At 42.2% G+C, this 25,089-nt stretch carries 24 protein-coding genes; 16 read left to right on the forward strand and 8 right to left on the reverse strand.

Translation table 11 applies throughout. The annotated features are described in order from the left end of the window. The first annotated feature begins 193 nt into the window (after positions 1 to 193). Positions 194 to 889 carry an ankyrin repeat domain-containing protein gene (locus ACKGJO_RS00190; protein ID WP_411321376.1) on the forward strand — a complete coding sequence of 232 codons (696 nt, stop codon included), beginning with the start codon at positions 194 to 196 and terminating at the stop codon, positions 887 to 889. Positions 890 to 1,202: 313 nt separating this feature from the next. Here the strand turns inward: ACKGJO_RS00190 and ACKGJO_RS00195 are convergent, their stop codons facing one another. Together ACKGJO_RS00195 and pruA are read right to left on the reverse strand one after the other, a co-directional pair. Next, positions 1,203 to 1,541, reverse strand: coding sequence for a GIY-YIG nuclease family protein (locus tag ACKGJO_RS00195; RefSeq protein WP_411321377.1), 339 nt, complete (start codon positions 1,539 to 1,541; stop codon positions 1,203 to 1,205). Between the two features lie 409 nt (positions 1,542 to 1,950). Next, positions 1,951 to 3,567: an L-glutamate gamma-semialdehyde dehydrogenase gene (pruA, locus tag ACKGJO_RS00200; RefSeq protein WP_411321378.1), complete on the reverse strand. Its 1,617-nt coding sequence runs from the start codon at positions 3,565 to 3,567 to the stop codon at positions 1,951 to 1,953. A gap of 227 nt (positions 3,568 to 3,794) precedes the next feature. On the opposite strand from pruA, the gene gap reads away from it, so the two are divergent. The 4 genes from gap to ACKGJO_RS00220 all read left to right on the forward strand — a co-directional run bounded on the left by gap (position 3,795) and on the right by ACKGJO_RS00220 (position 7,728). Beyond that, the gene (gene gap, locus ACKGJO_RS00205) at positions 3,795 to 4,796 is read left to right on the forward strand and encodes a type I glyceraldehyde-3-phosphate dehydrogenase (protein WP_411321379.1); all 1,002 of its coding nucleotides are present in this window, start codon (positions 3,795 to 3,797) and stop codon (positions 4,794 to 4,796) included. Positions 4,797 to 5,137: 341 nt separating this feature from the next. Then, positions 5,138 to 5,518, forward strand: a complete 381-nt coding sequence (locus ACKGJO_RS00210; RefSeq protein WP_411321380.1) for an endonuclease domain-containing protein — start codon at positions 5,138 to 5,140, stop codon at positions 5,516 to 5,518. Positions 5,519 to 5,766: 248 nt separating this feature from the next. Continuing rightward, positions 5,767 to 6,765: an acetamidase/formamidase family protein gene (locus ACKGJO_RS00215; RefSeq protein ID WP_411321381.1), complete on the forward strand. Its 999-nt coding sequence runs from the start codon at positions 5,767 to 5,769 to the stop codon at positions 6,763 to 6,765. Between the two features lie 48 nt (positions 6,766 to 6,813). Beyond that, on the forward strand, positions 6,814 to 7,728 hold the full coding sequence (locus ACKGJO_RS00220) for a M20/M25/M40 family metallo-hydrolase (protein WP_411321382.1): 915 nt from the start codon (positions 6,814 to 6,816) through the stop codon (positions 7,726 to 7,728). Positions 7,729 to 8,007: 279 nt separating this feature from the next. Here the strand turns inward: ACKGJO_RS00220 and ACKGJO_RS00225 are convergent, their stop codons facing one another. The 3 genes from ACKGJO_RS00225 to ACKGJO_RS00235 form a co-directional block, all read right to left on the reverse strand. Continuing rightward, the gene (locus ACKGJO_RS00225; RefSeq protein WP_411321383.1) at positions 8,008 to 8,178 is read right to left on the reverse strand and encodes a YegP family protein; all 171 of its coding nucleotides are present in this window, start codon (positions 8,176 to 8,178) and stop codon (positions 8,008 to 8,010) included. Between the two features lie 81 nt (positions 8,179 to 8,259). Continuing rightward, positions 8,260 to 8,679 (reverse strand): OsmC family protein, encoded by a 420-nt coding sequence (locus tag ACKGJO_RS00230; protein ID WP_411321384.1) that lies wholly within the window; start codon positions 8,677 to 8,679, stop codon positions 8,260 to 8,262. Positions 8,680 to 8,736: 57 nt separating this feature from the next. Next, positions 8,737 to 9,144: a DUF4174 domain-containing protein gene (locus ACKGJO_RS00235; RefSeq protein ID WP_411321385.1), complete on the reverse strand. Its 408-nt coding sequence runs from the start codon at positions 9,142 to 9,144 to the stop codon at positions 8,737 to 8,739. Positions 9,145 to 9,496: 352 nt separating this feature from the next. Here ACKGJO_RS00235 and hisG point away from each other — a divergent pair, with 352 nt between their 5' ends. The 11 genes from hisG to ACKGJO_RS00290 all read left to right on the forward strand — a co-directional run bounded on the left by hisG (position 9,497) and on the right by ACKGJO_RS00290 (position 20,303). After that, entirely contained in the window at positions 9,497 to 10,378 is an 882-nt protein-coding gene (gene hisG, locus ACKGJO_RS00240) for an ATP phosphoribosyltransferase (RefSeq protein WP_411321386.1), read from the forward strand. A 120-nt stretch (positions 10,379 to 10,498) separates the two neighbouring features. After that, the gene (gene hisD, locus ACKGJO_RS00245; protein ID WP_411321387.1) at positions 10,499 to 11,785 is read left to right on the forward strand and encodes a histidinol dehydrogenase; all 1,287 of its coding nucleotides are present in this window, start codon (positions 10,499 to 10,501) and stop codon (positions 11,783 to 11,785) included. Positions 11,786 to 11,859: 74 nt separating this feature from the next. Further along, positions 11,860 to 12,915, forward strand: a complete 1,056-nt coding sequence (hisC, locus tag ACKGJO_RS00250) for a histidinol-phosphate transaminase (RefSeq protein WP_411321388.1) — start codon at positions 11,860 to 11,862, stop codon at positions 12,913 to 12,915. A gap of 103 nt (positions 12,916 to 13,018) precedes the next feature. Then, positions 13,019 to 13,903, forward strand: a complete 885-nt coding sequence (gene hisB / locus ACKGJO_RS00255) for an imidazoleglycerol-phosphate dehydratase HisB (RefSeq protein ID WP_411321389.1) — start codon at positions 13,019 to 13,021, stop codon at positions 13,901 to 13,903. 7 nt (positions 13,904 to 13,910) lie between these two features. Further along, complete coding sequence (hisH, locus tag ACKGJO_RS00260; protein ID WP_411321390.1) at positions 13,911 to 14,531, forward strand: imidazole glycerol phosphate synthase subunit HisH; 621 nt, start codon at positions 13,911 to 13,913, stop codon at positions 14,529 to 14,531. A 131-nt stretch (positions 14,532 to 14,662) separates the two neighbouring features. Further along, a complete protein-coding gene (locus tag ACKGJO_RS00265) occupies positions 14,663 to 15,379 on the forward strand; it encodes an outer membrane lipoprotein-sorting protein (RefSeq protein WP_411321391.1) in 717 nt (238 codons plus the stop codon). Between the two features lie 110 nt (positions 15,380 to 15,489). Then, positions 15,490 to 15,846 carry a four helix bundle protein gene (locus ACKGJO_RS00270; protein ID WP_411321392.1) on the forward strand — a complete coding sequence of 119 codons (357 nt, stop codon included), beginning with the start codon at positions 15,490 to 15,492 and terminating at the stop codon, positions 15,844 to 15,846. A 110-nt stretch (positions 15,847 to 15,956) separates the two neighbouring features. After that, entirely contained in the window at positions 15,957 to 17,123 is a 1,167-nt protein-coding gene (locus tag ACKGJO_RS00275) for an ABC transporter permease (RefSeq protein WP_411321393.1), read from the forward strand. Between the two features lies 1 nt (position 17,124). Further along, entirely contained in the window at positions 17,125 to 18,357 is a 1,233-nt protein-coding gene (locus ACKGJO_RS00280) for an ABC transporter permease (protein ID WP_411321394.1), read from the forward strand. Between the two features lie 61 nt (positions 18,358 to 18,418). Beyond that, complete coding sequence (locus ACKGJO_RS00285; RefSeq protein ID WP_411321395.1) at positions 18,419 to 19,123, forward strand: ABC transporter ATP-binding protein; 705 nt, start codon at positions 18,419 to 18,421, stop codon at positions 19,121 to 19,123. Between the two features lie 73 nt (positions 19,124 to 19,196). Continuing rightward, positions 19,197 to 20,303 (forward strand): hypothetical protein, encoded by a 1,107-nt coding sequence (locus ACKGJO_RS00290; protein WP_411321396.1) that lies wholly within the window; start codon positions 19,197 to 19,199, stop codon positions 20,301 to 20,303. Positions 20,304 to 20,524: 221 nt separating this feature from the next. On the opposite strand, the gene ACKGJO_RS00295 is transcribed toward ACKGJO_RS00290, so the two are convergent. From ACKGJO_RS00295 to ACKGJO_RS00305, 3 genes are all read right to left on the reverse strand, one after another. Continuing rightward, positions 20,525 to 20,815: a hypothetical protein gene (locus tag ACKGJO_RS00295; protein WP_411321397.1), complete on the reverse strand. Its 291-nt coding sequence runs from the start codon at positions 20,813 to 20,815 to the stop codon at positions 20,525 to 20,527. A 95-nt stretch (positions 20,816 to 20,910) separates the two neighbouring features. Continuing rightward, positions 20,911 to 21,999, reverse strand: a complete 1,089-nt coding sequence (locus ACKGJO_RS00300) for a TolB family protein (protein WP_411321398.1) — start codon at positions 21,997 to 21,999, stop codon at positions 20,911 to 20,913. A 642-nt stretch (positions 22,000 to 22,641) separates the two neighbouring features. Continuing rightward, entirely contained in the window at positions 22,642 to 25,077 is a 2,436-nt protein-coding gene (locus ACKGJO_RS00305) for a TonB-dependent receptor domain-containing protein (protein ID WP_411321400.1), read from the reverse strand. Between the last annotated feature and the right edge of the window lie 12 nt (positions 25,078 to 25,089).

The raw sequence follows: 25,089 nt of genomic DNA on the forward strand, positions 1-25,089 counted from the left end.
GCTGAGGCCTCCGGAACAGTATTTCCAAGCATGACATTGGTAAGGACCCCCGGTCTACGGTCGTCCGTCCCCGGTCTTCCGTCAAAACCCAAATCTTATAACCTTCTGAAAATTTATTAAAGAATAAGTTTGAGATATACGTTCCGTTTTTTATCATCACGCCAACTAGAACGGTAAAAATAGGTATAGCATTATGGAGCAACCAGCAATAATAGAAGCTGCAAAAGCAGGAGATCTTGAGGAGTTAAAAAAGCTTCTTAAGGGTAAGGCGGATATCAATGAAACGAATAAAAGCGGAGCTTCTGCCCTGATCGTTGCTTCTGAAAAAGATCATACGGATGTCGTTAAATACTTGGTTTCGGAAGGAGCCGACCTTAATATCACTACAAAAATGGGTGGTACGGCCATGAACAGAGCTGCAGAAAATGCCAATGTTGAATTGATCAAGCTCTTCATTGATAAGGGAGCTGAGATCGGAGACCTTGCTTTGATAGCTGCCGCCCGTGCCGGAGACCTTGAGGCAGTAAAATTATTGGTTGATGCCGGTGCAGACGTAGATGCGCAGCAGCGATGGGGGCACACTGCATTGATGGTTGCAGCAAAGGCCGGAAATACGGACGTCGTAAAATACCTTATCGAGCAGGGTGCAAATGTCAAACTTCGCGATAAGAACGGAGATACAGCGATGATCATCGCTATGGATAATGATCAGGAAGATATTGCCCATATCCTGAAACGGGCAGGGGCCAAACCTGAGGTCAAGCCAAAAAAGGACGTGGTGCCAATCCCTGAAGACGATGAAGATGACGAAGATCTTGAAGACACTCCCGATGTGGACGACCTCGTTGATGAAGACGACGCCCCCGATGATGTAGACCTGGATGATTAAGACAGTGTAGGGGGTTCCCGGTCATTGCGAGGAGTCAATAATGCGTAACTTTGAGCTATAACGTCTTTCGACGAAGCAATCTCCCTAAATCGAGCTCCCAAGTAGATCAGGCAGATTGCCACGGCCTTTGCTTCGCTGAAGGCCTCGCAATGACGTTGCCTATATTACCGGTCATTGCGAGGAGTCAATAATGCTTAACTTCGAGCTATAACGCCTTTCGACGAAGGAATCTCCCTAAATCGAGCTCCCAAATAGATCAAGGAGATTGCCGCGGGTTGTGTTCACTCCGTTCACTGCAACCCTCGCAATGACTTCATTTCTTACGTTCAGACTCATTAAAACTCCTATAATTATCGGGAATAAGCTCTTCATAAAGATCCCGCCATTCAGGATTTAATGTATCTATCAGTTCTATTTTCTTTTGTCTAGATCCGGCTTTTATCTTTTTCTCTCGTTCTATAGCATAAATTGGGTCACCGGGACCTTCGTAATAGACCAATTTATTAACATTATACTTTTTAGTGAAGCCCTTTGTTACTTTATTTTTATGCTTCCAAACTCGATTTATAAGATCACTCGTAATGCCTGTATACAATACAGTGTGATTCTTATTGGTAAGAATGTAAACGTAAAGTTGCTTTCTTTGAGGCATAGTTTAATTTAAAAAAGTCAACGTGAACAGCAACCGGTCTTTGCGAGGAGGCCGGGTGTATAATGTTGGGGCAGTAAGTTAAACGACGAAGCAATCTCCTGATAGCGAGCTCCCAAGTAGATCAGGCAGATTGCCACGGCCTTTGCTTCGCTGAAGGCCTCGCAATGACGTTGCCTATATTACCGGTCATTGCGAGGAATCAATAATGCTAAATTTCGAGCTATAACGCCTTTCGACGAAGCAATCTCCCTAAATCGAGCTCCCAAATAGATCAAGGAGATTGCCGCGGGTTGTGTTCACTTTGTTCACTGCAACCCTTGCAATGACTCTCTTACTTTATATATACATAAAAAGCCCTGCACACTTTCGCATGCAGGGCTTTAATAAGCTTTAAAAACGATTCTCGTAATTACTTATTGGAGAATTCGAATTTTTGCAGGTCGTAATCTACCTCATCCTTGGGACGCAGTGTTGCGGATTTAGGCTCAAGGAAATACTTGAGGTAATCACGTCCACCGGCCTTGGCATCGGTACCACTCAATTTGAAGCCACCGAACGGCTGTGCTCCAACTAGGGCTCCGGTACATTTTCTATTGATATACAGGTTACCGACTCTGAATTCTCTGAGTGCACGATCCACTTTCTTTTCATCATTTGAGAAATAGGCACCGGTCAACGCATAGTCAACACCGTTGGCAATGCGCAACGCATCGTCAGTGTCTTTAGCTTTGATGAATGCAGTCACAGGTCCAAAGATCTCTTCCTGTGCAATGCGGGCATTCTCATCGATATCAGCGAAAACGGTAGGTTCAATGTAGTATCCTTCCTCTTCCGTTTCAGCCATTTTACCGCCGGCCATAAGTTTGCCTTCTTCTTTCCCGATCTCAATATAGCCCATGATCTTGTCCACGGCTTTTTGATTGATCACCGGACCGGAGATGTTATTTTCTTTTGGATTACCGATGTTCAGGGCTTTTGTTTTTTCGGTTACTTTTTCGAGCAGTTCATCATAAATAGCTTCATGAGCAACAACTCTAGAACTGGCTGAACATTTTTGTCCCTGGAATCCGAAAGCACCTTTAACGATCTCATCAGCTGCTGCATCAATATCAGCATCCTCATCAACCACTGTTGCATTCTTGCCGCCAAGCTCGCAAACCATGCGCTTCAGGAATTTCTGTCCTTCCGGAACTTCGGCTGCTATTTTGTTAAGGTGGAGTCCGACTCCTTTAGATCCTGTAAATGTGATAAAACGTGTTTTCGGATTTTTGGCAAGATTCTCACCTACTTCAATATCACCACCGGTCACGTAGTTGAATACACCGTCAGGCAGTCCTACTTCATCTAGGATCTCAGCAAGGAGGTGTCCCATTTTTGGAGTGTCAGGAGCCGGTTTGGCAACAACCGTGTTACCAACGGCAATAGGGGCAATAGACATACCCACAAAGATCGCGAACGGGAAGTTCCATGGTGAAATGGAGACACCGGCACCGATCGGCATGTAGATGGTTCGGTTATGGTCGCCCCAGGTTTCTTCGAGTACATCCATTCCGTCATCAATGCGGAGGGCCTCGTGAGCGTAGTATTCGATAAAGTCAATGGCTTCGCAGGTGTCGGCATCAGCCTCCAGGTAGTTCTTTCCGGCTTCGCTGATCATCCATGCGTTGATCTCAAGTCTGCGGCGACGTACAACATCAGCTGCTTTAAACAGGTAATCTGCTCGTTTTTCAGCAGAAACGTATTGCCAGCTTTCAAAAGCGTCCCATGCTTTGTCGAGGGCATCAAAGGCTTGATCCTTGCTCGCCATCTGAAAGGTTCCAATGGTTTCAGAAAGGTTTCCGGGGTTTATACTATCAAATGTACCGGCATCGCCTTTTATAAATTCTCCGTTCACATATAAATCATGTACTTTACCGAAGTTTGAACGAACTTCTTCAAGTGCGTCTTTCTGGGCTTTGTCGTTTGTAGGATCTGAAAAATCCAGGTAGGTCTCGTTTCTATATTTCTCCAGCGTTTGGTCAGGCATAGCAGTGTAATTTTTAACTAGTTTTATAATTATTTGCCTTAAGATACACAGAAAAGCGCTCCCATTTCAAAGAGCATATTATATCTGGGGCTGTAATGGGTAAAACATTGAAAATAGGGCGTTATAATGGTACTTTTAGAAGGATTCATAAGAACTTTATAAGTGCTTTTTACATTGTGTTAATTGAATGAAGAGCATTAATATTTAATCATAAATAAGGATTAGAAATGTCAAAAATAAAAGTAGGAATTAACGGGTTCGGAAGGATCGGAAGAATGGTGACCCGTTCAATCCTCGCAGATCATAAAGATAACATTGAAATTGTTGGTGTCAACGATTTGACCGACACTAAAACACTGGCTCACCTGTTCAAATATGACTCAGCTCAGGGAACTTATCCCGGAGATGTTTCTGTGGACGGTGATAAAATTACCATAGACGGACACAGCTTTAAGGTTTCTGCTGAAAGAGATCCCGCTAACCTGAAATGGGGTGACCTTGGTGCAGAAGTAGTAATTGAATCCACTGGATTATTCCGTGATGCGAAAAGTGCCGGAAAGCATCTTGAAGCCGGTGCCAAAAAAGTGATCATTTCTGCTCCGGCTTCCGGTGATGATGTACAGACCATTGTGTTGGGTGTTAATGATGAGAAGATCGACAAAGATGTTGAGGTCTACTCCAATGCAAGTTGTACAACCAACTGCCTTGCCCCGATGGCGAAAGTACTGGATGACAAGTTTGGGCTCGTTAAAGGTTTTATGACCACAATTCACTCTTATACAGGTGACCAAGCTTTGGTTGACGGTCCACATAAAGATCTTCGCAGAGCTCGTGCAGCAGCTGTGAACATCGTGCCTACCACAACAGGTGCCGCAAAAGCTGTGGGACTGGTACTGCCACACCTTGATGGCAAGCTGGATGGTGGAGCCGTACGTGTACCTACCGTAACCGGCTCTTTAACTGACTTTACTGTGGTTCTCGAAAAAGAAACAACAGAAGAAGAAGTAAATGCCGCTTTCAAGGCAGCTGCTGAAGGACCTATGAAAGGTGTTCTGGAATACTCTGAAGTGGATCTTGTTTCCAGTGATATCATTGGTAACCCACACTCAAATATCTTTGACAGTCTGAGTACCAAAGTAGATGGTAATCTTGTCAAAATAATTGGTTGGTATGACAACGAAGCAGGTTATTCTGCACGTACTGCTGACCTTATCTCTAAAATCGTTTAATGCGATCCTGAGTTTATAATAGTTATCTGAACTCCTGCTTTCGAAAGAGGGCAGGAGTTTTTTTATATCTGTTTACTTGTATAACTGATCGTATCTCCTCACATTTCCACTGGAGTAACATCTCTCTGTATATGATCAGAAGATCATTTACGGTCCGTCTTTAAAGAGGAATTTTCTTTTTAAAGATTTTCTAAACGTGTTTAGAATTTTGATGTTTAAGCAAACTCATGAACTGACCAAAGAGCATTCTCCCTTAGAAGGGAGAGGCTAAAATCAGTTCACTGATTTTACCGAGGGATGTGAGTGGGTTAATCAGGCCAGGAAAATACATGGGGTACACAATGCCGAATAAGATCCTTCCATATAACCGAAAACTGAAATACTTAGCACGGGAATTACGAAAGAACAGTACACTGAGTGAGGTACTTCTTTGGGAACAAATAAAAGGTAAATCATTGGGTGTTGAGTTTCACAGGCAAGTGCCAATATTGAATTACATAGTAGATTTTTATTGTCACGAGATCATGGTGGCGATAGAGATAGATGGGATTAGTCATGATTATCCGGAAAAATTTACAGACGATAAAGTTCGTCAGGAAAGAATAGAAGAATTAGGGGTGAGGTTTGTCAGAATTAACGATGTGGAAGTGAAGAAAAACCTACCGAATGTTATTCTTTACCTGGATGATTTTGTTAGCCGGCTATTGGCTGGAGGAGTATAGCAGACTGACTCACATCCCCCTGTAAATGATCTTGCGATCATTTACTGTCCCTCTTCAAAGAGGGAATTCTCTTTAGAGAGATGTTGAAGGTATTTTAAGCTTTGCAGTTTTATATTAACTTTCAAAGTTGTGTTAAAAGAATTCTCCCTTTGAAGGGAGACCGGTTGAGAGCCTCGGCTCGAAACCAGAGGGATGTGAGTGGTAAGAATAAGCAGTGTTGTAATTAATAAATTTAATAAGGAGATACTATGATACGGTCGATATTATTACTGATAGTTATAACGGGATTAACTACTGCCGGGTGCATAACACAGACTGAGAAACCTATAACAAAAGAAATTGAATACGATTATGAGTTAACTGATGCTCAGACGCATGCACGCTGGAGCCGAGCTATTGAACCGGTTCTCACTGTACCATCTGGATCTGTGGTAAAAGTGGCTACTCAAGAAGCCTCGGCCAAACAGCTTACAATAAACTCCACGGTTGAAGATCTTGGTAACTTGAGTTTCGATCCTATCCATCCACTTACGGGACCGGTTTATGTGGAAGGAGCAGAACCCGGTGATGTTCTTAAGGTCACTCTCCATAAAGTTGAGATGGGTGACTGGGGCTGGACGGCCATTATACCCGGTTTTGGATTTCTTGCTGATGAGTTTGACGAACCATACTTGAAAACCTTTGAGCTTGGTAAAGACCGAAAAACCGCAAAATTTTCTGAGGACATTGAGATTCCGTTAAAACCCTTTCCCGGCGTGATGGGCGTGGCTCCCGATACTGATGAGATGCTTTCTACCATCCCCCCAAGAGCTAATGGCGGTAATATGGACGATCCTAACATGACGGAAGGTTCTACCATCTATTTTCCTGTATTTGTAGAAGGTGCCTTATTTTCGATAGGTGATGCACACGCAGCTCAGGGTCATGGTGAAGTGTGCGGAACGGCTATAGAGGCCCCCATGAATATTATATACGAGGTTGAGGTTATCAAAGATGGAAGAATTATCACTGAGCCTCAGTATGAAACGGATGAGTATTATGCTGTAACGGCTTTTGCTGAAACGATCGATGAGGCATCAAAAAAAGCCACACGATTTATGATCGACTACCTTGAGGAAGAAAAAGGGATGAGCCGGAATGATGCATATGCATTGCTTTCGCTGGCTGGCGATCTGAAGATAGCTGAAGTCGTGGACGTTCCTCATATGCTTGTTTCCATGCATCTTCGCAAAGATATTTTTAAATAGATCCCTTTTTCATTTTATAAGCTATCAATCTATAAACTTAATCGATCAATGAATTACTTAAACCAAACACTGCTTCTATCGTTATTTGTACTTCTTTTTGTTTCATGTTCTGTTGAACAAAGTGAAACTGAACAGGAGTATTCAGTTAATACAGATCAGCTTATTGAAGACCTGCGGGTGATATCTTCCGATTCTACTGAAGGCCGCCGTACCGGAACAAAAGGCAACAGAATTGCCCGTGAATATCTGATTCAACGATTTGAGGAAGAAGGAGCAGAGCCGTTTCACGGGTCATACACTCATGAATTCACATTTAACAGCCGTCAGGATGAGGCAATGACCGGAGTGAACGTGATCGGTCAGGTATCCGGTAGTTCGGATTCGGTGATCGTGATCACGGCTCATTATGACCATATTGGAATGAGGGACTCGTTGATCTTTAATGGAGCAGATGATGATGCTTCAGGTACAGCGGCTTTAATGGCTTACATCGATTATTTCAATAATGTAAAACCAAATCACACCCTGGTGTTTGCTGCTTTTGATGCTGAGGAAATGGGGCTGCAGGGGGCCAGAGCTCTGGTTCAGGATTCTGTATTTCTGGATAAGGTAAAAATGAACATCAATCTGGATATGATAGCCCAAAATAATGAGAATGAGATCTACGCAGTTGGAACTTATCACTATCCTGAATTAAAACCCGTACTGGAAGATATCGACAAAGCCGGAGTCAATGTGCTTTACGGTCATGATGATCCAGACAGCGGCCTTGATGACTGGACCTATGCTTCAGACCATGGCCCGTTTCATCAGGAAGGGGTTTCCTTTATTTACTTCGGTGTTGCTGATCATGAACATTACCATCAGCATACAGATGATTTTGAGACTATTCCGCAGGAATTCTACAAGAAATCCGTTCAAATGATACTGAATGCGATCAAGGCTTTTGATAATAGCTTGTGATCTTTGAACGACCACATACATCCCCCTGTAAATGATCTGGCGATCATTTACGATCCCTTCGAAGAGGGAATTTCTCCTTATGGATATATAGAAGGTATTTTAAGCTTTGCAGTTTTAGATTAACTTTCAAATGTGCATTAAGAGAATTCTCCCTAGAAGGGAGACCGGTTGAGAGCTTCAGCTCACAACCAGAGGGATGTGAGTCAGTGATACTATTCCCCAAAACTAACAAAGCCTCTCCAAATGGAGAGGCTTTGATAATAAAATGGTCAGACTCAGTTAAAACTTTCGCAGATAGCTGGTGCACTCTTTACACTCTTTTCCGTCTTTTCGTGCATCTTCTTCTTTCTCAAAACTTTGACTGGAAAAGGCCTCAATATCACCATTCTTGGAAACGCGTCTCCATCTCCATTCACCTTTAACGTCTTGGTATAACTCACATTTAGCCATAGAAAATTAATTAATTTATTGAATTTTTATCATTATAAAATACCTAAAATGTGCTTCAGAAGCAATTTTGAGCGGTTTTCGTTATATGATCTTGTAATCATAGGTGATGTCTGACCCTTTCTCCAATGCTTTGGACGCTGAGCAATATTTTGTGATGGATAACTTGAGGGCCCGTTCCACTTTTTTGGCATTCAGTTTGCCGGAGAGTATAAAATGAAGATGAATGCTTCGGTATTCTGTATGAGATGCTCCCTCAACTTCCTGCCGGTCTCCGTCAACTTCTACTTTCAGCGAATCAACCTCTTGTTGTTGTTTTTCCAATATGTGTAAGACATCGATGGCACTGCAGCCTCCAACACCGGCAAGTAATAACTGCATGGGGGCAAGTCCGCCTTCTAGTCCACCAATCTCATTATTCCCATCAATACGGATCTTGCCTTTAGTATCATTCTCGGCTTCAAAGTGAAAGTTTTTACCCAGCCAGTTAATGTCTATTTTCATCTGCGAATTATGTTGTTTTATTATTTGATGCTGCAAAGGTAAGAAATTAGCTATGCCTTAACCATCTCCTTTCATTTCTAACCGGCGCATTGGCATTGCGTCTATGACTTCGAATAACTTGGTTTTAGTTATGGCTTCTTCTGACCGTAATTTTTCAGTACCATCCTTTCCTATTAATATGATCTTAAATTCAGATGGAGCTACATCAAATTGTTCTCTCAGATTTTTTGCATCATTGTTATTCAGCACTTCATCGCCTGAAGAGGTACCAATGTTCCCTAACACCTGAAAAACTTTTAAGTCTCTTTCTGTGAAACCTTTCCGGTTATTTTCGACCATTTCCATGGTTGCCGTAAGGTCAGTATGTATACTATTGGGTGAAAAGACAAGCAATACTCTGTTATTCCAACGATGATCCTGAAGGTCAAAATCCTCTTCCATCTGTGCTGATAAGTTTGTAGTCATTAAAGATCCTGTTATTAGTATTAGCAGAAGTGATCTCATGAATTTTATCTCTTTATTAATTCAATGAAATAACATAGCAAAAGGCCAAAAAGTTTAGTTCAGAGTGAAACGTTTTCCGGCAAAAGATTCGTTAAAAGTGTGTTAACAGGTTGTACACAAATCAAACAATCCCTATTTTTAGCACGTGAAAAAGAATTACTTACATACACGTATATCTCATCTGGTACATCATGGTGTCCATCATGCCCTTCAGGGACATCATTATATTCATGTGCATTAAAGACGCACGCTTTTTTCACGACCGTTTAAACCTGTTTCCAATTTTTAAACCAACCAATTACTTACTGATATTATGAACCGAACGAAGGACTCTTCAACTTCACTGCGTATTGCTATTCAAAAAAGTGGTCGTTTGACAGATAAGACCATTGCATTGCTTGAAGGCATTGGAATAGAATTTGATAACTATAAACGTAACCTTATCGTCAAGACCAGGAATTTTGATGTTGAGTTACTGCTGCTCCGTGACGATGATATCCCGGAATATGTTCAGGATGGCGTTTGTGACCTCGGGTTTGTAGGGGCTAACGAAACTCAGGAAACCGGGGCGGATGTAACACCTATTCGTGATCTGGGATATGGAAAATGCCGGTTATCCCTGGCTGCTCCTAAAAACGGAGACATCAAAAAACCGGAAGATTTTGACGGAAAGAAGGTTGCTACAAGCTACCCAAATCTAACGCGAACGTTTTTTAAAGAGAGAGACATTGATATTCAGGTGATAGAGATCTCGGGAGCCGTTGAGATCGCACCTCAGCTTGAAGTCGCTGATGCTATTGTTGACCTTGTGTCTTCAGGGGGAACATTACGTGCCAATGGGTTAGTGGAATTGGATACCATCCTGGAATCACAGACCCAACTTATCAGAACCAATAAAGAGTTATCACCGGGAAAGAAGGAACTGATCGATCGCTTTTTGGTGAGAATGGATGGTTATCAGCAGGCAGCCCAGAGTCGGTACATCATGATGAATGCATCAACTTCCGCTGTGGAGAATATCAAAAGAATCATACCATCTATGAAAAGCCCGACTGTAATGCCCCTTGCTGAAGACAATATGGTGGCAATTCACACCGTGATCCCACTGCAGAAATTCTGGACGGTGATGGAGGAATTGAAGGAAGCAGGCGCATCAGATATTGTGATGCTGCCTATTGAAAGTATGATCTTGTAGAACACGCAAAAAGGAACAACGAATATACAATATTGAAGTAAAAGCAAACCAAAGCTCATTCCGCTGCTCTGCTGCGGAATGGCTAATTGAGGCTCTGCCTCTGACTATAAAGGCAATGAAATGAGAACATATACCTACGCAGATCTAAAACCGGATGAAATAGAAAAACTGCTGCAAAGACCGAAGATCGATTTTACGTCCATCTTTAATACGGTTCAACCCATCATTGATGCAGTGGAGAAAGAGGGAGATGATGCTATAATACGATATACGGAAAAGTTCGATGGTGTGAAGTTAAAAACAGTATCACTGGATCCAATGGGGGTTAAAGCTGAGATCGAAGATTCCGTTAAGGAAGCAATAGACACAGCTTTCAATAATATCTCACAATTTCATGAAGCACAGCAGCTACCGGATCTTGAAGTAGAGACCATGCCTGGTGTAAAGTGTATGAAGGTCAGTCGCCCTATTGAAAGAGTTGGTTTATACGTTCCCGGTGGTACAGCCATACTCCCATCTACGGCAATGATGCTTGCCATACCTGCAAAGATTGCCGGTTGCACTACTAAAGTATTATCTACACCGCCTCGCAGAGATGGAACTGTAGCACCTGAGATCATCTACATTGCCCAGAAGGCCGGAATAGACAAGATACTGCTGGCGGGTGGAGCACAGGCTGTAGCTGCTATGGCAATCGGAACAGGATCCGTACCTAAAGTAGATAAGATATTCGGGCCTGGTAATCAGTATGTAACGGCTGCAAAGATGATCCTGCAAAATGCTGAGGCACAGATCAGTATCGATATGCCGGCTGGTCCGTCTGAGGTACTGGTAATAGCTGATGAGCAAGCGATTCCTGAGTATGTGGCGGCCGACCTGCTTTCGCAGGCAGAACATGGCAGCGACAGTCAGGTAGTTTTGGTAGCTGTAAAAGACTTTGATCTGAAAACACTGGAAGAAGTACTTGAGAGTCAGCTGAATGAGCTGCCTCGCAAAGAAATGGCGTCAGGCGCATTGAAAAACAGTTTTATAATTACCACTGATTCCTTGAAAGAAGCATTCGAATTCTCGAATCAGTATGCACCTGAACATTTGATCATAAATATTAAGAATGCAAATTCTTATGTGGATGAGGTCATGAATGCGGGATCCGTTTTTCTGGGTCAGCTTACACCTGAAAGTGTTGGGGATTATGCCTCGGGAACCAACCATACCCTGCCAACCTATGGCTATGCACGAATGTACAGTGGCGTGAATTTAGCCGCGTTTCAAAAATCAGTTACCATGCAATCACTCACAGAAGAGGGATTAAAGAATGTTGGTCCCGCAGTAGAAAAGCTGGCTGAATTGGAAGGGCTTCAGGCTCATAAAAATGCTGTATCTTTGCGACTGAAAGATTTAAAATAGAGTGAGGCAGCAGCGCTCTATAGCAATAAGCCGCCGCTGGATCACAACAGAACTAAATGTTAGACATACCATAAATGAAGAAAATTGATATCAAAACCCTGGTGAGGGAAAACATAAAAAACCTGAAGCCTTATCGCAGTGCCAGAGATGATTTTGATTCCGGGATCTTGCTGGATGCCAACGAAAACAGTTTTGGGGCACCTTTTGCAGATGATCTGGAATTGAACCGATATCCAATGCCTTATCAAGATGATCTGAGGGAGAAGATAGCTGCCTTCAGAGGAGTAAATACTGAAAATGTATTTGTGGGTGTGGGCAGTGATGAAGCAATCGATCTGCTGTTCAGAATATTTTGCACCCCGGGTAAAGATCGCGTGATCATCAATCCACCGACGTACGGCATGTATAAGGTATCGGCTGCCATTAATGATGTAGCTGTGGACGAAGTGCTGTTAACTGAAAATTTTCAGTTACAGCCTGAAAAGATACTGACGGCGGTTCGGCCCGAAACAAAAATGATCTTTCTTTGCTCCCCCAATAATCCAACCGCAAATAGCCTGAATATTGACGATATCATGCAGGTGATGAATAACTTTAGCGGTATTGTTGTTATAGACGAAGCTTACATTGATTTCAGCAGTCAGGCCAGTCTGACCGGGAATCTCACGGATTATAATAATCTTGTAGTACTTCAGACCATGTCAAAATCATTCGGTCTGGCAGGCATCAGACTAGGTGTAGCCCTGGCTGATGCAGAGATCATATCATATATGCTGAAGGTGAAGGCTCCGTACAACGTTAATAAGCTGACGGCCCAAAAAGCAAGTCAGGCATTTTCCAGTATCGATAATGTGAAAAAAAATATTGATGCGATATTGGAAGAAAGGGAGCGTGTGCTCGGAAAGCTCGTCACGTTTCCACAGGTCAAACGCGTTTATCCTACGGATGCAAATTTTGTTATGTTCAGGATCGAAAATGCTCTGGAGGTATACAAAAATCTGGCCGATGAAGGCGTGATCATAAGATATCGCGGAAATGAACCTCATTGTGAAGATTGCCTAAGATTGACGGTAGGAACGACTGTTGAAAATGACAGGTTCTTTGAGGCTCTTAAGAATATTGAACATTGATCAAAGAATATTGAATATCGAAGTGAGCTGAAGGTATTCGTTGTCTCGCTATTCAGATGCGAGACTTTTCATATTCGCTCCGATTCAAACTAAATAAATAGTCATGCTGATATCCATCACCAAAAGTGCACTGAACGATCCATCCGGAAAATACCTGTTTCGTGAGAACACGATCCGTGCTTTAAAGACAATCACCGATGGGGGACGTGATATTCTCATCAGTGAAGGAGAGATCGATTCTGATCAAATGAAGATCCTGCAGCAGGAGGGTATCCCGGTTTTTAAAAAGGGGCATGCTGATCTAACCATCGACGCTAAAGATGAAGAACTAATCCTGATTGGAAATGAGGAGGAAAAAATTTCAGGTGCTGACTGGGATAACTTGGTAAAATATATCATTGTGCAATCCCGAAAAGCCTCAGTGACAAGAAAAACCAATGAAACTGATATCTCTATTGATGTCAATCTTGATGGAACCGGAAAATCGGATATTTCCACCGGCTTAAACTTTTTTGATCACATGCTTGACCAGATTGCCCGCCATGGGCTCATTGATATAACCCTGACGTGTGAGGGAGATCTGGAAGTAGATGAACACCATACGATCGAGGATGTAGCCATTGCTTTAGGGGAGGTGATTACTAAGGCGCTTGGTAATAAAATGGGAATTGAGCGTTATGGTTTCGTGTTACCCATGGACGAAACGCAAGCTACCGTTGCCATCGATCTGTCAGGAAGGCCTTACTTGGTCTTCGAAGGGGATTTCAACAGAGAGTATGTTGGAGACTTTCCCACCGAGATGGTTGAACATTTTTTTTATAGCCTGGCCATGAACTTGAAGGCAACATTACATGTTAGTTTCTCAGGAAAAAACGATCACCATAAAATTGAAGCCTGCTTTAAAGGACTCGCCCGGTCTTTAAAGATGGCTATTGAACAGAACGGGCGCATTAAAAATTTAGTCCCCAGTTCGAAAGGGACGTTGTAGATCACATATGATCGCTATCATCAAGTACAAAGCCGGTAACACCGCCTCTGTGGCAAATGCCCTGGAGCGCCTTGAAGCCAAATATTTTTTCGCTGAAACCCCAGAAGAACTTGAAAGTGCTAAGGCAGTAATTTTTCCTGGTGTGGGTCATGCCGGAGCAGCCATGGAATCACTCAAGGAAAAAGAAGTTGATAAGTGGCTGAAACAAACCCCAAAACCGGTTCTTGGTATTTGCGTCGGAATGCAGCTTTTTTATGAAACCTCGTCTGAAGGAAACACAGTTGGCCTTGGTATTATACCGGGCTCCTTGAAAAAATTTGATGATACAAAAGCTAAGGTTCCTCACATGGGCTGGAACAAGCTTAAGGCTACAAATGAACACCCCATTCTGAAAAACCTGATCGACAAAAATTACCTGTATTTTGTGCACAGTTATTATGCTCCTGTCAGTGAGTACACGCTTGCAACCTGTAATTACATCAACGATTTTTCTGCCATTGTTGCAAAAGAGAACTTCATAGGCGTGCAATTTCATCCTGAGAAATCAGGCAGTGTAGGATCTATGATCCTGCAGAATTTTCTCGACATGGTTTATTCTCCCGAGAAAAACAATACGGTTCAGAAATAACCTTATAAACCTGCTCTTCACGTTAACTTAACTTGTTTTGGCTATTTTTACTTGATATTATTTTTGGTTAACTAACCGAAAAGGTAAAAATGATGCTTATCAGAATATCTTCATACTCAACAATGGCAATAATGCTGTTCATAATAGGAACAGCACAGGCTCAGAATGCAACTGAGATCGTCCAAAAAATGGACGATAAAATGCGGGGGGAATCACTCGAGGCTGAGGTTACGATGACCATCATTCGGCCGAATTGGAGTCGGGAGGTGTCTATGAAAACCTGGAGCCGCGGCACAGAATACTCGATGATCCTGATCACTGCTCCCGCACGAGACCAGGGAACAGCATATCTGAAACGGGGTAATGAGATATGGAATTGGGTTCCAAGTGTAGGAAGAACCATCAAAATGCCTCCGTCAATGATGATGCAGTCATGGATGGGCTCGGATTTTACAAATGACGACCTGGTTAGGGAGTCCTCAGTCGTTACGGATTATAATCATGAATTGGTCGGTGAAGAAACTATACAGGGTTATGAATGTTACAAGATCGAAATGACCCCTAAGCCGGATGCTCCCGTAGTTTGGACAAGAGTTGATGCCTGGATCTCAAAGGAAGAATATATTGAGCTAAAGGCGGAGTTCTACGATGAATTCGGAGATCTGATCAATGTGATGAATGGAATGGAAGTGAAAGAATTTGACGGCCGGCGGATACCCTCAAAAGTGGAAATGATCCCAATGGATAAAGAAGGTCATAAGACGGTTTTGGAGTACAGATCCATGGAATTTAACGAAGGCATCCCGGAAAGTTTTTTCAGTGTTCAAAATATGAGACGTATTCAGTGATCAGTAAGCAATTAACAGTAAACAGTGTTTTGTTGGGCTTTGTAATTAATTTTGTAAGGAATGGTTCTTTTAGAGCTCTTACTAAGGAATTGCAATTTCATTGAAAACACATGGGAAAGAATAATCTATATGACAAATCATACGCTTTTGCGATACGTGTAGTAAAAGGGTATCAGTTTTTGAGTAAAGAGAAGCGGGAATTTGTTATTTCAAAACAATTACTGCGAAGCGGAACCAGTATTGGAGCAAATGTTGCTGAAGCTAACGGGGCTATATCTAAATCAGATTTTTCCTCTAAAATGTCTATAGCATATAAAGAAGCACTTGAATCAAAGTATTGGCTAAATCTCCTAAAAGACACCGATTTTATCAATAAAAAGACGTTTGAAAGCATGCACGACGACGCAGACGAATTATGTAGAATCTTATTTTCTATTTTAAAAACTACGAGGATCAACATTAAGTAGTAATCTGTAATCAATTTTATTATTAACTGCTAACTGCTAACTGAAACATGTTGTATTTAAAACTCGCGTGGCGCAATATCTGGCGGAATAAAAGACGCACGTTCATCACAATGCTTTCAGTTATTGTTGCGGTCATGCTTTCATCAGTAATGCGGACGATGAATGAAGGATCATATGACCAAATGATAGAGAATACAGTGGGGATATTTACAGGTTATGCACAGATCCACCAAAAGGGGTATTGGGAGGAAAAAACACTTGAAAACACCTTAGTTTCCGAGGATTCACTTTTTAATATCATAGAGCAGTCGCCCGAGGTAACAGAAGCTGTTCCGAGGTTAGAATCGTATGCATTGGTTGCAGGAGAACAGCAAAGTCGGGCGGCTATGGTCATTGGTATCGATCCTGAGAAAGAAAGTGCATTAAGCGATCCAAAAAGCAGGATCATTTCCGGTACCTATCTTGCAAGTTTAAATGAGCAATCTGTTCTGCTTGGAGCCGACCTTATGAAGCGGCTTGAAATACAGGTTGTCGACAGCCTTGTAATGATCGGGCAGGGATACAGAGGGCAAAGTGCGGCTGGGCTGTATGAGGTTAAAGGCACTCTTCAATTTCCGAATCCTGAGCTGAATAAGAGTTTGGTTATGATGCCCCTGGGAACAGCACAGTATTTTTTGGCAGCTCAGAATAGGCTCACGGGCATCTCTCTCATTCTCGAAGACTCAGATGCTGCTGCTGATGTCGTCAGAGACCTTTCCGGAAAGTTATCGAACGAGGAGTACGAGGTCATGGATTGGAAAGAACTTATGCCGGAACTGGTTCAGGCGATTGAATCTGATCGTGGAAGTGGATTCATAATAATTATGATCCTGTATGTTGTGGTGGGATTTGGGATACTAGGAACGGTATTAATGATGATCACTGAAAGAACCTACGAGTTCGGTGTTATGATCTCAGTGGGCACACCAAGGATCGCCATTGCGATCATTCTGGCTTTCGAGGTGCTGCTGGTTGCAATGGCAGGCTCACTGGTCGGAATAGCAGTGTCATTTCCCATATCCTATTATTTCCATGTAAATCCTATCAGGCTTTCAAGCAGTGGCGATATGGCGGAAGTTATCGAAACCTTCGGTATGGAGCCTGTTCTGAAATTTTCTTTGGAGCCGTCTTTATTCTATTCTCAGGCTATTATAATTTTTTCGATCACACTGGTATTCTGCCTTTACCCGATACTGAAGGCCAGCCGCTTGAATCCTGTAAAAGCCTTGAGGTCCTGATATGCTGAAGTATATTCTGAAGCTTGGTTGGAAGAATGTTTGGAGAAATCCAACCAGAAGTGGAGTAGTGATCATAACGGTACTTTTGGGAACCTGGGCAGGCATTTTTGCTGCTGGATTTTTTAATGGGATGCTGGATGATTACCTGAACGGGCAGATAAATTTAACTGTGGGGCATGTTCAGATTATGTATCCCGAGTTTGAAGATCTTTATAATCCGGACTATTCGATACCGAATGCTGATGACATAGTGAAGTCCTTAAAAGCAAATTCATTAGTTAAGGAAGTTTCGGCGAAAAGTGTGACTACGGGTCTGGCTCAAAGTGCCAGAAACAGTTTTGGTATTACCATCTGGGGAATGGATATCGAAAATGATACCTCAATTTCTCTTCAGTCAATAAAAGGTTATTTGGATGAAGGTAATTTACCTGATCCGCAGGGGCGAAATCAGATACTCATAGGAGATGATCTTTCGGAAAGGCTGGGGCTTGAGCTAAGATCACGTATGGTATTGAGTTTTCAGGATGTAAATGGGGATATTACAGCCGGTGCTTTCAGGGTTTCAGGAATATTTGACAGTTTCGACAGTCGTTTTGATGAAAATTATGTGGTAGTAAATAAAGCCGATCTGAATGAACTGTTGGGTGATGAGAATTTAACTCATAACATCAGGATCGATACACATGAACTTGTGATGGCAGATGCCTTTGCCAGAGAGTTACAGCAAGAGTATCCGGAACTTGATGTGAAAAGCTGGAGACAGATCGCACCTGATCTCCGTTATGTTTATGATATGCAGGATCTCTCACTGTATATGGTGATGATCATCATTATCATCGGACTGATCTTTAGCATCATCAATACCATGCTGATGGCCGTTATGGAGAGAACACGTGAACTTGGAATGCTTCGTGCTATTGGAATGAATAAAAGCCGCACCTTTAGTATGGTCATGCTTGAGACCATTTTCTTAACCATGGTGGGTTCACCGGCGGGTTTGCTGCTTGGCTGGCTAACTATTACCTATTTTGGCGTAAATGGAATTGATCTAAGTGCGTTTTCGAAAGGCCTAGAGGGATGGGGGTTTACTACGATGATCTATCCTTCTTTGGGTCTTAAATATTATCTCAATATTGTGTTATTAGTGGCGATCGCGGCTTTGATCTCAGCATTATACCCGGCTTGGCGGGCACTTAAACTCAGGCCTGTTGAAGCCATAAGAAAATTTAACTGAGAAACGTAAATGGATAGAATGGAACTATTGAGTTTTAACCTGAAAGCGGAATAATAATAAAATGGATGTGATAAGAACAGAAGGATTGACCAAGGTTTACAATCCGGATCAGGTACCGGTTCAAGCCCTCAATGGTGTCGATCTGACCATAGAGAAAGGAGAGTTTACTGCTATTGTCGGTCCATCCGGTTCAGGCAAAACCACACTGCTTAATATCATAGGCGGGCTGGATGACCCCACTGAAGGAAAAGCATATATCAAAGATACGGATATAAGTACTCTTTCTGATAAGGAGCTTATCAACTTCAGGCTGAATCACATTGGATTTGTTTTTCAATCTTACAATCTGATCCCGGTACTTACTGCCCTTGAAAATGTGTCATTTATCATGCAGATGCAGGGCAGGCCGACAAAGGAATGCCGGGAAAAAAGTATTGAACTGTTGGAAGAGGTAGGGCTGGAGGAAAAGATCAATAAACGACCCTCAGAATTATCAGGAGGCCAGCAACAAAGGGTGGCGGTGGCAAGGGCTCTGGCATCGAAGCCGGATTTTGTGCTTGCTGATGAACCGACAGCCAACCTGGATTCAGTTTCAACGTCTGATCTGTTGGATATGATGGCTGAATTGAACGAAGTAGAGAACATGACCTTTATTTTTTCAACGCATGATCAGCGGGTTATTGATCGGGCACGTCGTGTGGTCACTTTAGTGGATGGAAAAATTTCATCAGATGAAGTTAGGGAAAAGGGAGACAGTGAACAGTAAGCGGTTAACAGTGATCAGTCAAATGCGTACATGTCGATTTATTTATGTAGGGCTTTTATTTGTGTTAAGCCCAATGTTTGTTATTGCTCAGTCTGAGTTTGAGGCTGATTTTCGAGGCTATGTAAAGGAATTGGGTGGGTTTAGCTTGAGTAATGATCTGGGTACAATCAGATTTGATAATACGTTGCATCACCGGATCGAGAGTCGCTTTGATCTGGGGGAGAAGCTTGAGGTCAGAGCAGATGCAAGAACCCGCCTTTTTAATGGCTGGACAGTCAGAAATACGCCCGGTTATGGTGATTTTCTGTCCAACGATCCCGGATATGTTGATCTGAGCCACACCTGGATCGATTCTGAAAATTCTGTTCTGAATACAACTATCGATCGACTTCACCTCTCATATATTAGTGGTCCCTGGGAGGTGCATGCCGGCCGACAGCGGATCAACTGGGGAAAGACTATGGTGTGGAATCCCAATGATCTATTCAACACGTACGCTTACCTTGATTTTGATTATGAAGAACGTCCGGGGACGGATGCTTTGTATGTATCCTACTCCTGGAGTTATGCCTCAAGTGCACAGGTGGGTTACCGAATGGGTGATACTATTGATGAGTCGGTGATAGCCGGAATGGTTCGTGGAAATTTAGGCGAGTATGATCTTCAGTTCATTGCCGGAAACTACTTTGAAGAGTTGGCTGTGGGAGCGGGGTGGAGCGGGTATCTTAAAAGTGCCGGACTCAAAGGAGAGTTTACTTACTTTCATCCCAGAAATAATTTTCTGGATGGAACAGGACATATTACGGCAACCGTTGGATCCAATTATGTGTTTCAAAATGGTGTATATGGTTCTGCGGAACTACTTTACAATGGAGGCTGGAATCGATCGCTAAACCCTTTTGCTCAACTTACAAGGCCACCCAGTGCGTCTGACCTTTTTATTGCTGAAACAGGATATTTCCTGAACGGAGCCTTTCAGATAAACCCATTAACAAGTATATCCGGAGGGATGATGGGAAGCTTTGATCGAAAAATGATCATATTGATACCACAGATAACCCGCTCACTTACAGAAAATATCGACCTGCTGGTGCTTGCTCAGCTTCTTAAAGGTTCTGTGTTTACGGATCTTACTGAGACCTCTAATTTGGTTTTCCTTAGATTGAAATATTCTTATTGATCGTTAAAATACGAGCTGGTTTGAACTTCCGGCAGATATTTGAAGAATTTGATAATGAAGTGGTGGAGAGTAAATGATAATAGTCTGCTAAATGCGATAGATAAGAAATTTAAAGAAAAAGGAAGGCATATAAATTTAACAGCCTTCCTGCCAAGCTTCAAAACATTGAAAAAATGAAAGAAGCGCGTTAATCTATTTTTTAGATACGTTAGTCAGTATAATCACGTCTTTTTCGTATTTCCCATTTTTGTCCATAACCAATCAAATACATCTTTTTCGGTATTAAGATCTTTGGGAAGGTCACTACTGATCAGATCTTCAGCTTTTAGCACTTCCTGCTTATCATCGCTTTCTTTTTTTTCTGCGTATTTATTTAACAATGAAAGCACATCGTCTCCGCTTTCGCTATTGAATAAGGTGCTATCCACTTCGTCTTTTTTAATAGGTCCGTCTCCGGGTTGTGTGCTCCAATCGTAGTCGAGTTTTAGATCTTTCTTTTCTATAAGTCCCATTATAGTCGTTGTTTTATTTGAGTTTAACTTTTAAACAATTTTATAAGGCTGAATGTTCAAAAACAGAAGATCAATAATTTGGGAAAGAGGCTTGATTATTTTTGTATCCAATCTGCAACAAATACATTTGTTGATCGATCGCCACCGTTAAATCTGTTTGATGAAAAAACGATCTTCTTGCCGTCAGGTGAGAACATTGGAAAGGAGTCAAACTGCTTGTCAAAAGTGATCTGCTTAAGTCCTGTCCCATCCACATTGATCATGAATATATTGAAAGGAAAGCCACGCTGTGATTGATGGTTGGATGAAAAGACTATTTTTTCACCGGAGGGATGGAAATAAGGTGCCCAGTTGGCATTGCCAAGATCAGTGATCTGTCGGAGTCCGCTTCCATCCACATTCACAATGAATAATTCCATGTTAGTTGGTTCAACCAAACCATCTTTCAGCAGAGATTTATACTTGGTGATCTCTTCTTCGGTTTTGGGTCGTGATGCCCTGAATATCAGTTGAGTCCCATCGGGTGAAAAGAACGCTCCGCCATCATAACCAAGCTTGTCTGTGATCTGAATGATGTTAGAGCCATCAGTATCCATGATGTACAGTTCCAGATCACCGGAACGGTCGGATGTAAACACAATTTTATCACCTCGTGGAGATACAGTAGGTTCAGCATCGTAACCCGGTTCATCCGTCAGTTTGGCTATAACATTTCCATTCGTGTCTGCTTTGTAGATATCATAGGTATCATAAATGGGCCACACATAAGCTCCGGTTTCACCACGTTCAGGTGGTTGTGGGCATTCCATGGAAGCCTCGTGGGTGGATGAGTAAACAAAGGTCGAATCTCCCGGAAGGAAGTATGCACATGTTGTACGGCCATTGCCGGTGCTAACCATAGTCGGTTCAAAGCCGGCCTGCTTTTCAGAAATATCCATTGTAAAGATCTGATCGCATTCCACATCCCAATCAGAATAGTTAGATTGAAAGATTAGTTTTTCACTGTCGTAGCTCCAATAAGCTTCTGCGTTATCTCCACCAAAAGTAAGCTGGCGTACATTCTGTAGATGAACTTCCTGATCGTATTTCAAGGTGTCGGCTTCAGGGTTGTAAGAGTCTTTATTAGAATTGGGATCACAGGAAATGGTAATCAAAAAGATCAGTGGAATAGCCAGATATTTCATAAAAGAAGGAGGTGATGAATGGTGGTGTTTATTTGACCGAGAAGATAAGAAAAATTATTTGTAAGGAGTGGATTTGAAATCGCTCTTACCATTGAAGAATGAAATATAAAGAGCGTATGGAATATTGGAGGTAGTCAATTCGATTGGATGGTTGGGATTATCGATTTCCATCATTTTAATTTATCACGATCTGTACAAAAGACCGGAGGTTTTATTTTGGGAATATTAAGAATGGAGTGAAGGGGATTAACCGAGCAAGGCTGGGCGAGATGGTATTTCTGGGATCAGGTCCCCGATCATTTTGACAATATAAAATTGGATGCGTTTGTTGTGATGCTCAATCATGTTCATGGTATAATTCAAATTTTGACAAATGGAAATAGTAAATATTCTGTAGGGCCACGCCACGACGTATCTCTACAAAAAAACCGGAAATTCGGTAAACCAATTTCTAAATCGTTATCGACTATCTGTAATCATTGCAAGGGAGCCCTAACCCGATGGTGCAATCGTAAAAATTATGAATTTGAATGGCAGCCCCGATTTTATGATCACATTATCCGTAATCAAAAATCCTAAAATAACATCTTGAATACATTGAAATGAATCCGGTGAATTGGGAATCAGATCAGGAATATTAGGTCAGCTCCCGATCTTCAATTCCAGGGTTAGATAAAATGTACGGGGTGGAGATGGAATTATACCCGGACCAGGATATCCTGTGGCGCGTCTTGTGAAGTACCATGCATTCAGCAAATTATTGACCCCCGATTCCAGTGTGAGATTCTTCCAGGAATAGGAAGCTGATAGGTCTATGACATCATAAGATGGAATTTCGCCTCGAATCCCACTTTGATTATCGAAAGGGTTTTGTTCGGCATTGGAGGCATCGGTAAACTGATCGGAAACGTATGTGTACTGTAAGCTCCCCAAGAGATTTTTGTACCCAAAATTGAAGCCTGCTTTTAAATTTAAAAAAGGAACAAATTCGACATTATTTCCCTCCACACCTGGAATATCAGAATCGAGATATTCGGATTGCGTGATGGCCGTATTGGCAAATAGACTGAATTTAAGGTGCCGGGAATCCTTGCCGATTGTGGGCAATACATTGAGTTCAACCAAGCTTTCCATACCATACATAAAAGCCTGACCTATATTTCCCCTAAATCGAACCACACGGCCTGTTTCCTCTCTCTCTCCATCTGCGTTAGTGCGGGTCTCAGCTCTGAGTACCTCGCCGAGGCGGTTATCATACATCAGGCCAAAACCACCGATATCATAAGAAAATGATTCCCCTATGCGACCTCGAATGCCAAAATCTGTGGTAAAGCCACTTTCGTCAGTAATGTCTGGATCTACTTGAAATGTGGGATTAACTATACGGATATCATTAAAAGTGACAGAGCGATAATTCTGAGAGAGATTTCCATATAACTCCGTTCGTGTATTGGGGAGATAACTGATTCCTGCTCCAAGCAACACAAAGCTGCGTTGAAATTTACGGTTATCTTCAAAAGTCTCATTCTGAATTGGATTTCCGGCCAGATCAAAATTGATGCGCTTGAAGGATCCCTCACTTCGGGTGTTGATATATTCAAATCGAAAGCCCGGGGTAATGGAGAAGTTGTCTCTCAGGTAAAAAATATTCTCCCCAAAAACAGCAACATTACGATTAGGAAAAACGAAATCAGACTGGTTTGGATAATTAGGGAATTGTCGGTCAGCCAAGATAAAATCGGCTTCTGTGCTTGCTGAACCGGGACCCTGAATCGATTCATTGTTAGATTGGTAATATTTTGAACCGATCAAAAAAACTGAATTCATATCAGCGATCTTATAGCGATTTAAAAAGCGAATTTCAGTTCCAAAATTGTTGAAGTTACCAAGTATCAGATCTCGAGGTGCATTCAGATCATCTTCCTGTGACACGCGGTTAGTTCGAAACCCTACTGATTTTCGCGAGGCATCTAGTCCATAAGCCAATAGGCTCAGTCTAGTTCTGTATGAAAACCGGTGTTCGAGTTTTAGTGAAGCCAATTTCCAATCCACTTCAAACCAATTGCGGTTTCGGTTGCTCACGGTTGGATCACTATAAAATTGGGCATCTGTGAGACCGCCGGGCTGTTGGGCGAGATAGTACAAATAAGTAAAATCGGTACTCAATGTTGTGTTTTCCCCAAGCTTGTAATCGGTGTAGAGATAAACGTTCTGAGAATTAAAATTGGAGTTGGGACGGAAACCATCCCCTTCTTTATAGTTAAAATAGCCATAATAGCCAAGATCTCCGGTGGCACCGCTTAGACTGTTGAAAGAGGTAATAAGTCCATTAGATCCCGCTGATTGCCGGCTTGTGAATTCTATGTTACGATCTCTGACCGGTTTCTTCATCTTGAAATTTACTAGGCCGCCAAATTGTGTCCCATACTGCAGGGATGCAGCACCGCGAACAACCTGAATTTCCTCGATACCCTCTGCGGGAGGTGTGTAATAACTTTCGGGATAACCGAGGACATCTGCACTGATGTCATAATTATTCTGCCGCATGTTAAAGTTGGAGGAACGGTTCGGATCAAGTCCACGTCCGCCAATATTAAGCTGCAAACCGGCATCATTTGATTCAAAAATATTTAATCCGGAGATCTGGCTGTATATCTGCCGTGCATTATTGGAAGAAGTATTGACCACCATTTGCTCTAGATTGATGACTTCATTTTTCTTACCCGCAAATATAGAAGTTCCTTCCACTTCCCGAAGACGCTGCATGGCAAACACTTTTTCTCTTTGCTCCACGATTGCCACCTCAGACATTTCTCGCGACAATTTCTTCAACTCGATGTAGATATTGGCATTTTTTGTGTCTAGCACAATGGGACGCTGTTCTACCTCATAGCCCAATTTATAGAAATACAAAAAATAGGTGCCATAGGGGAGGTTATTGATCTCAAAATAACCTTCTTCATTGGTTTGAAATGATTTTCCGGCGTTATTATCATAGATCTCCACCATCTCGATGGGCTCTTTGGTTTCTGCATTAATAACATAACCAGAGATCTGGTGCTGAGCCTCAATCGACATCGAGCACCAACT

This window comes from Gracilimonas qinghaiensis, assembly GCF_046602855.1.
Taxonomy (GTDB): Bacteria; Bacteroidota; Rhodothermia; order Balneolales; family Balneolaceae; genus Gracilimonas.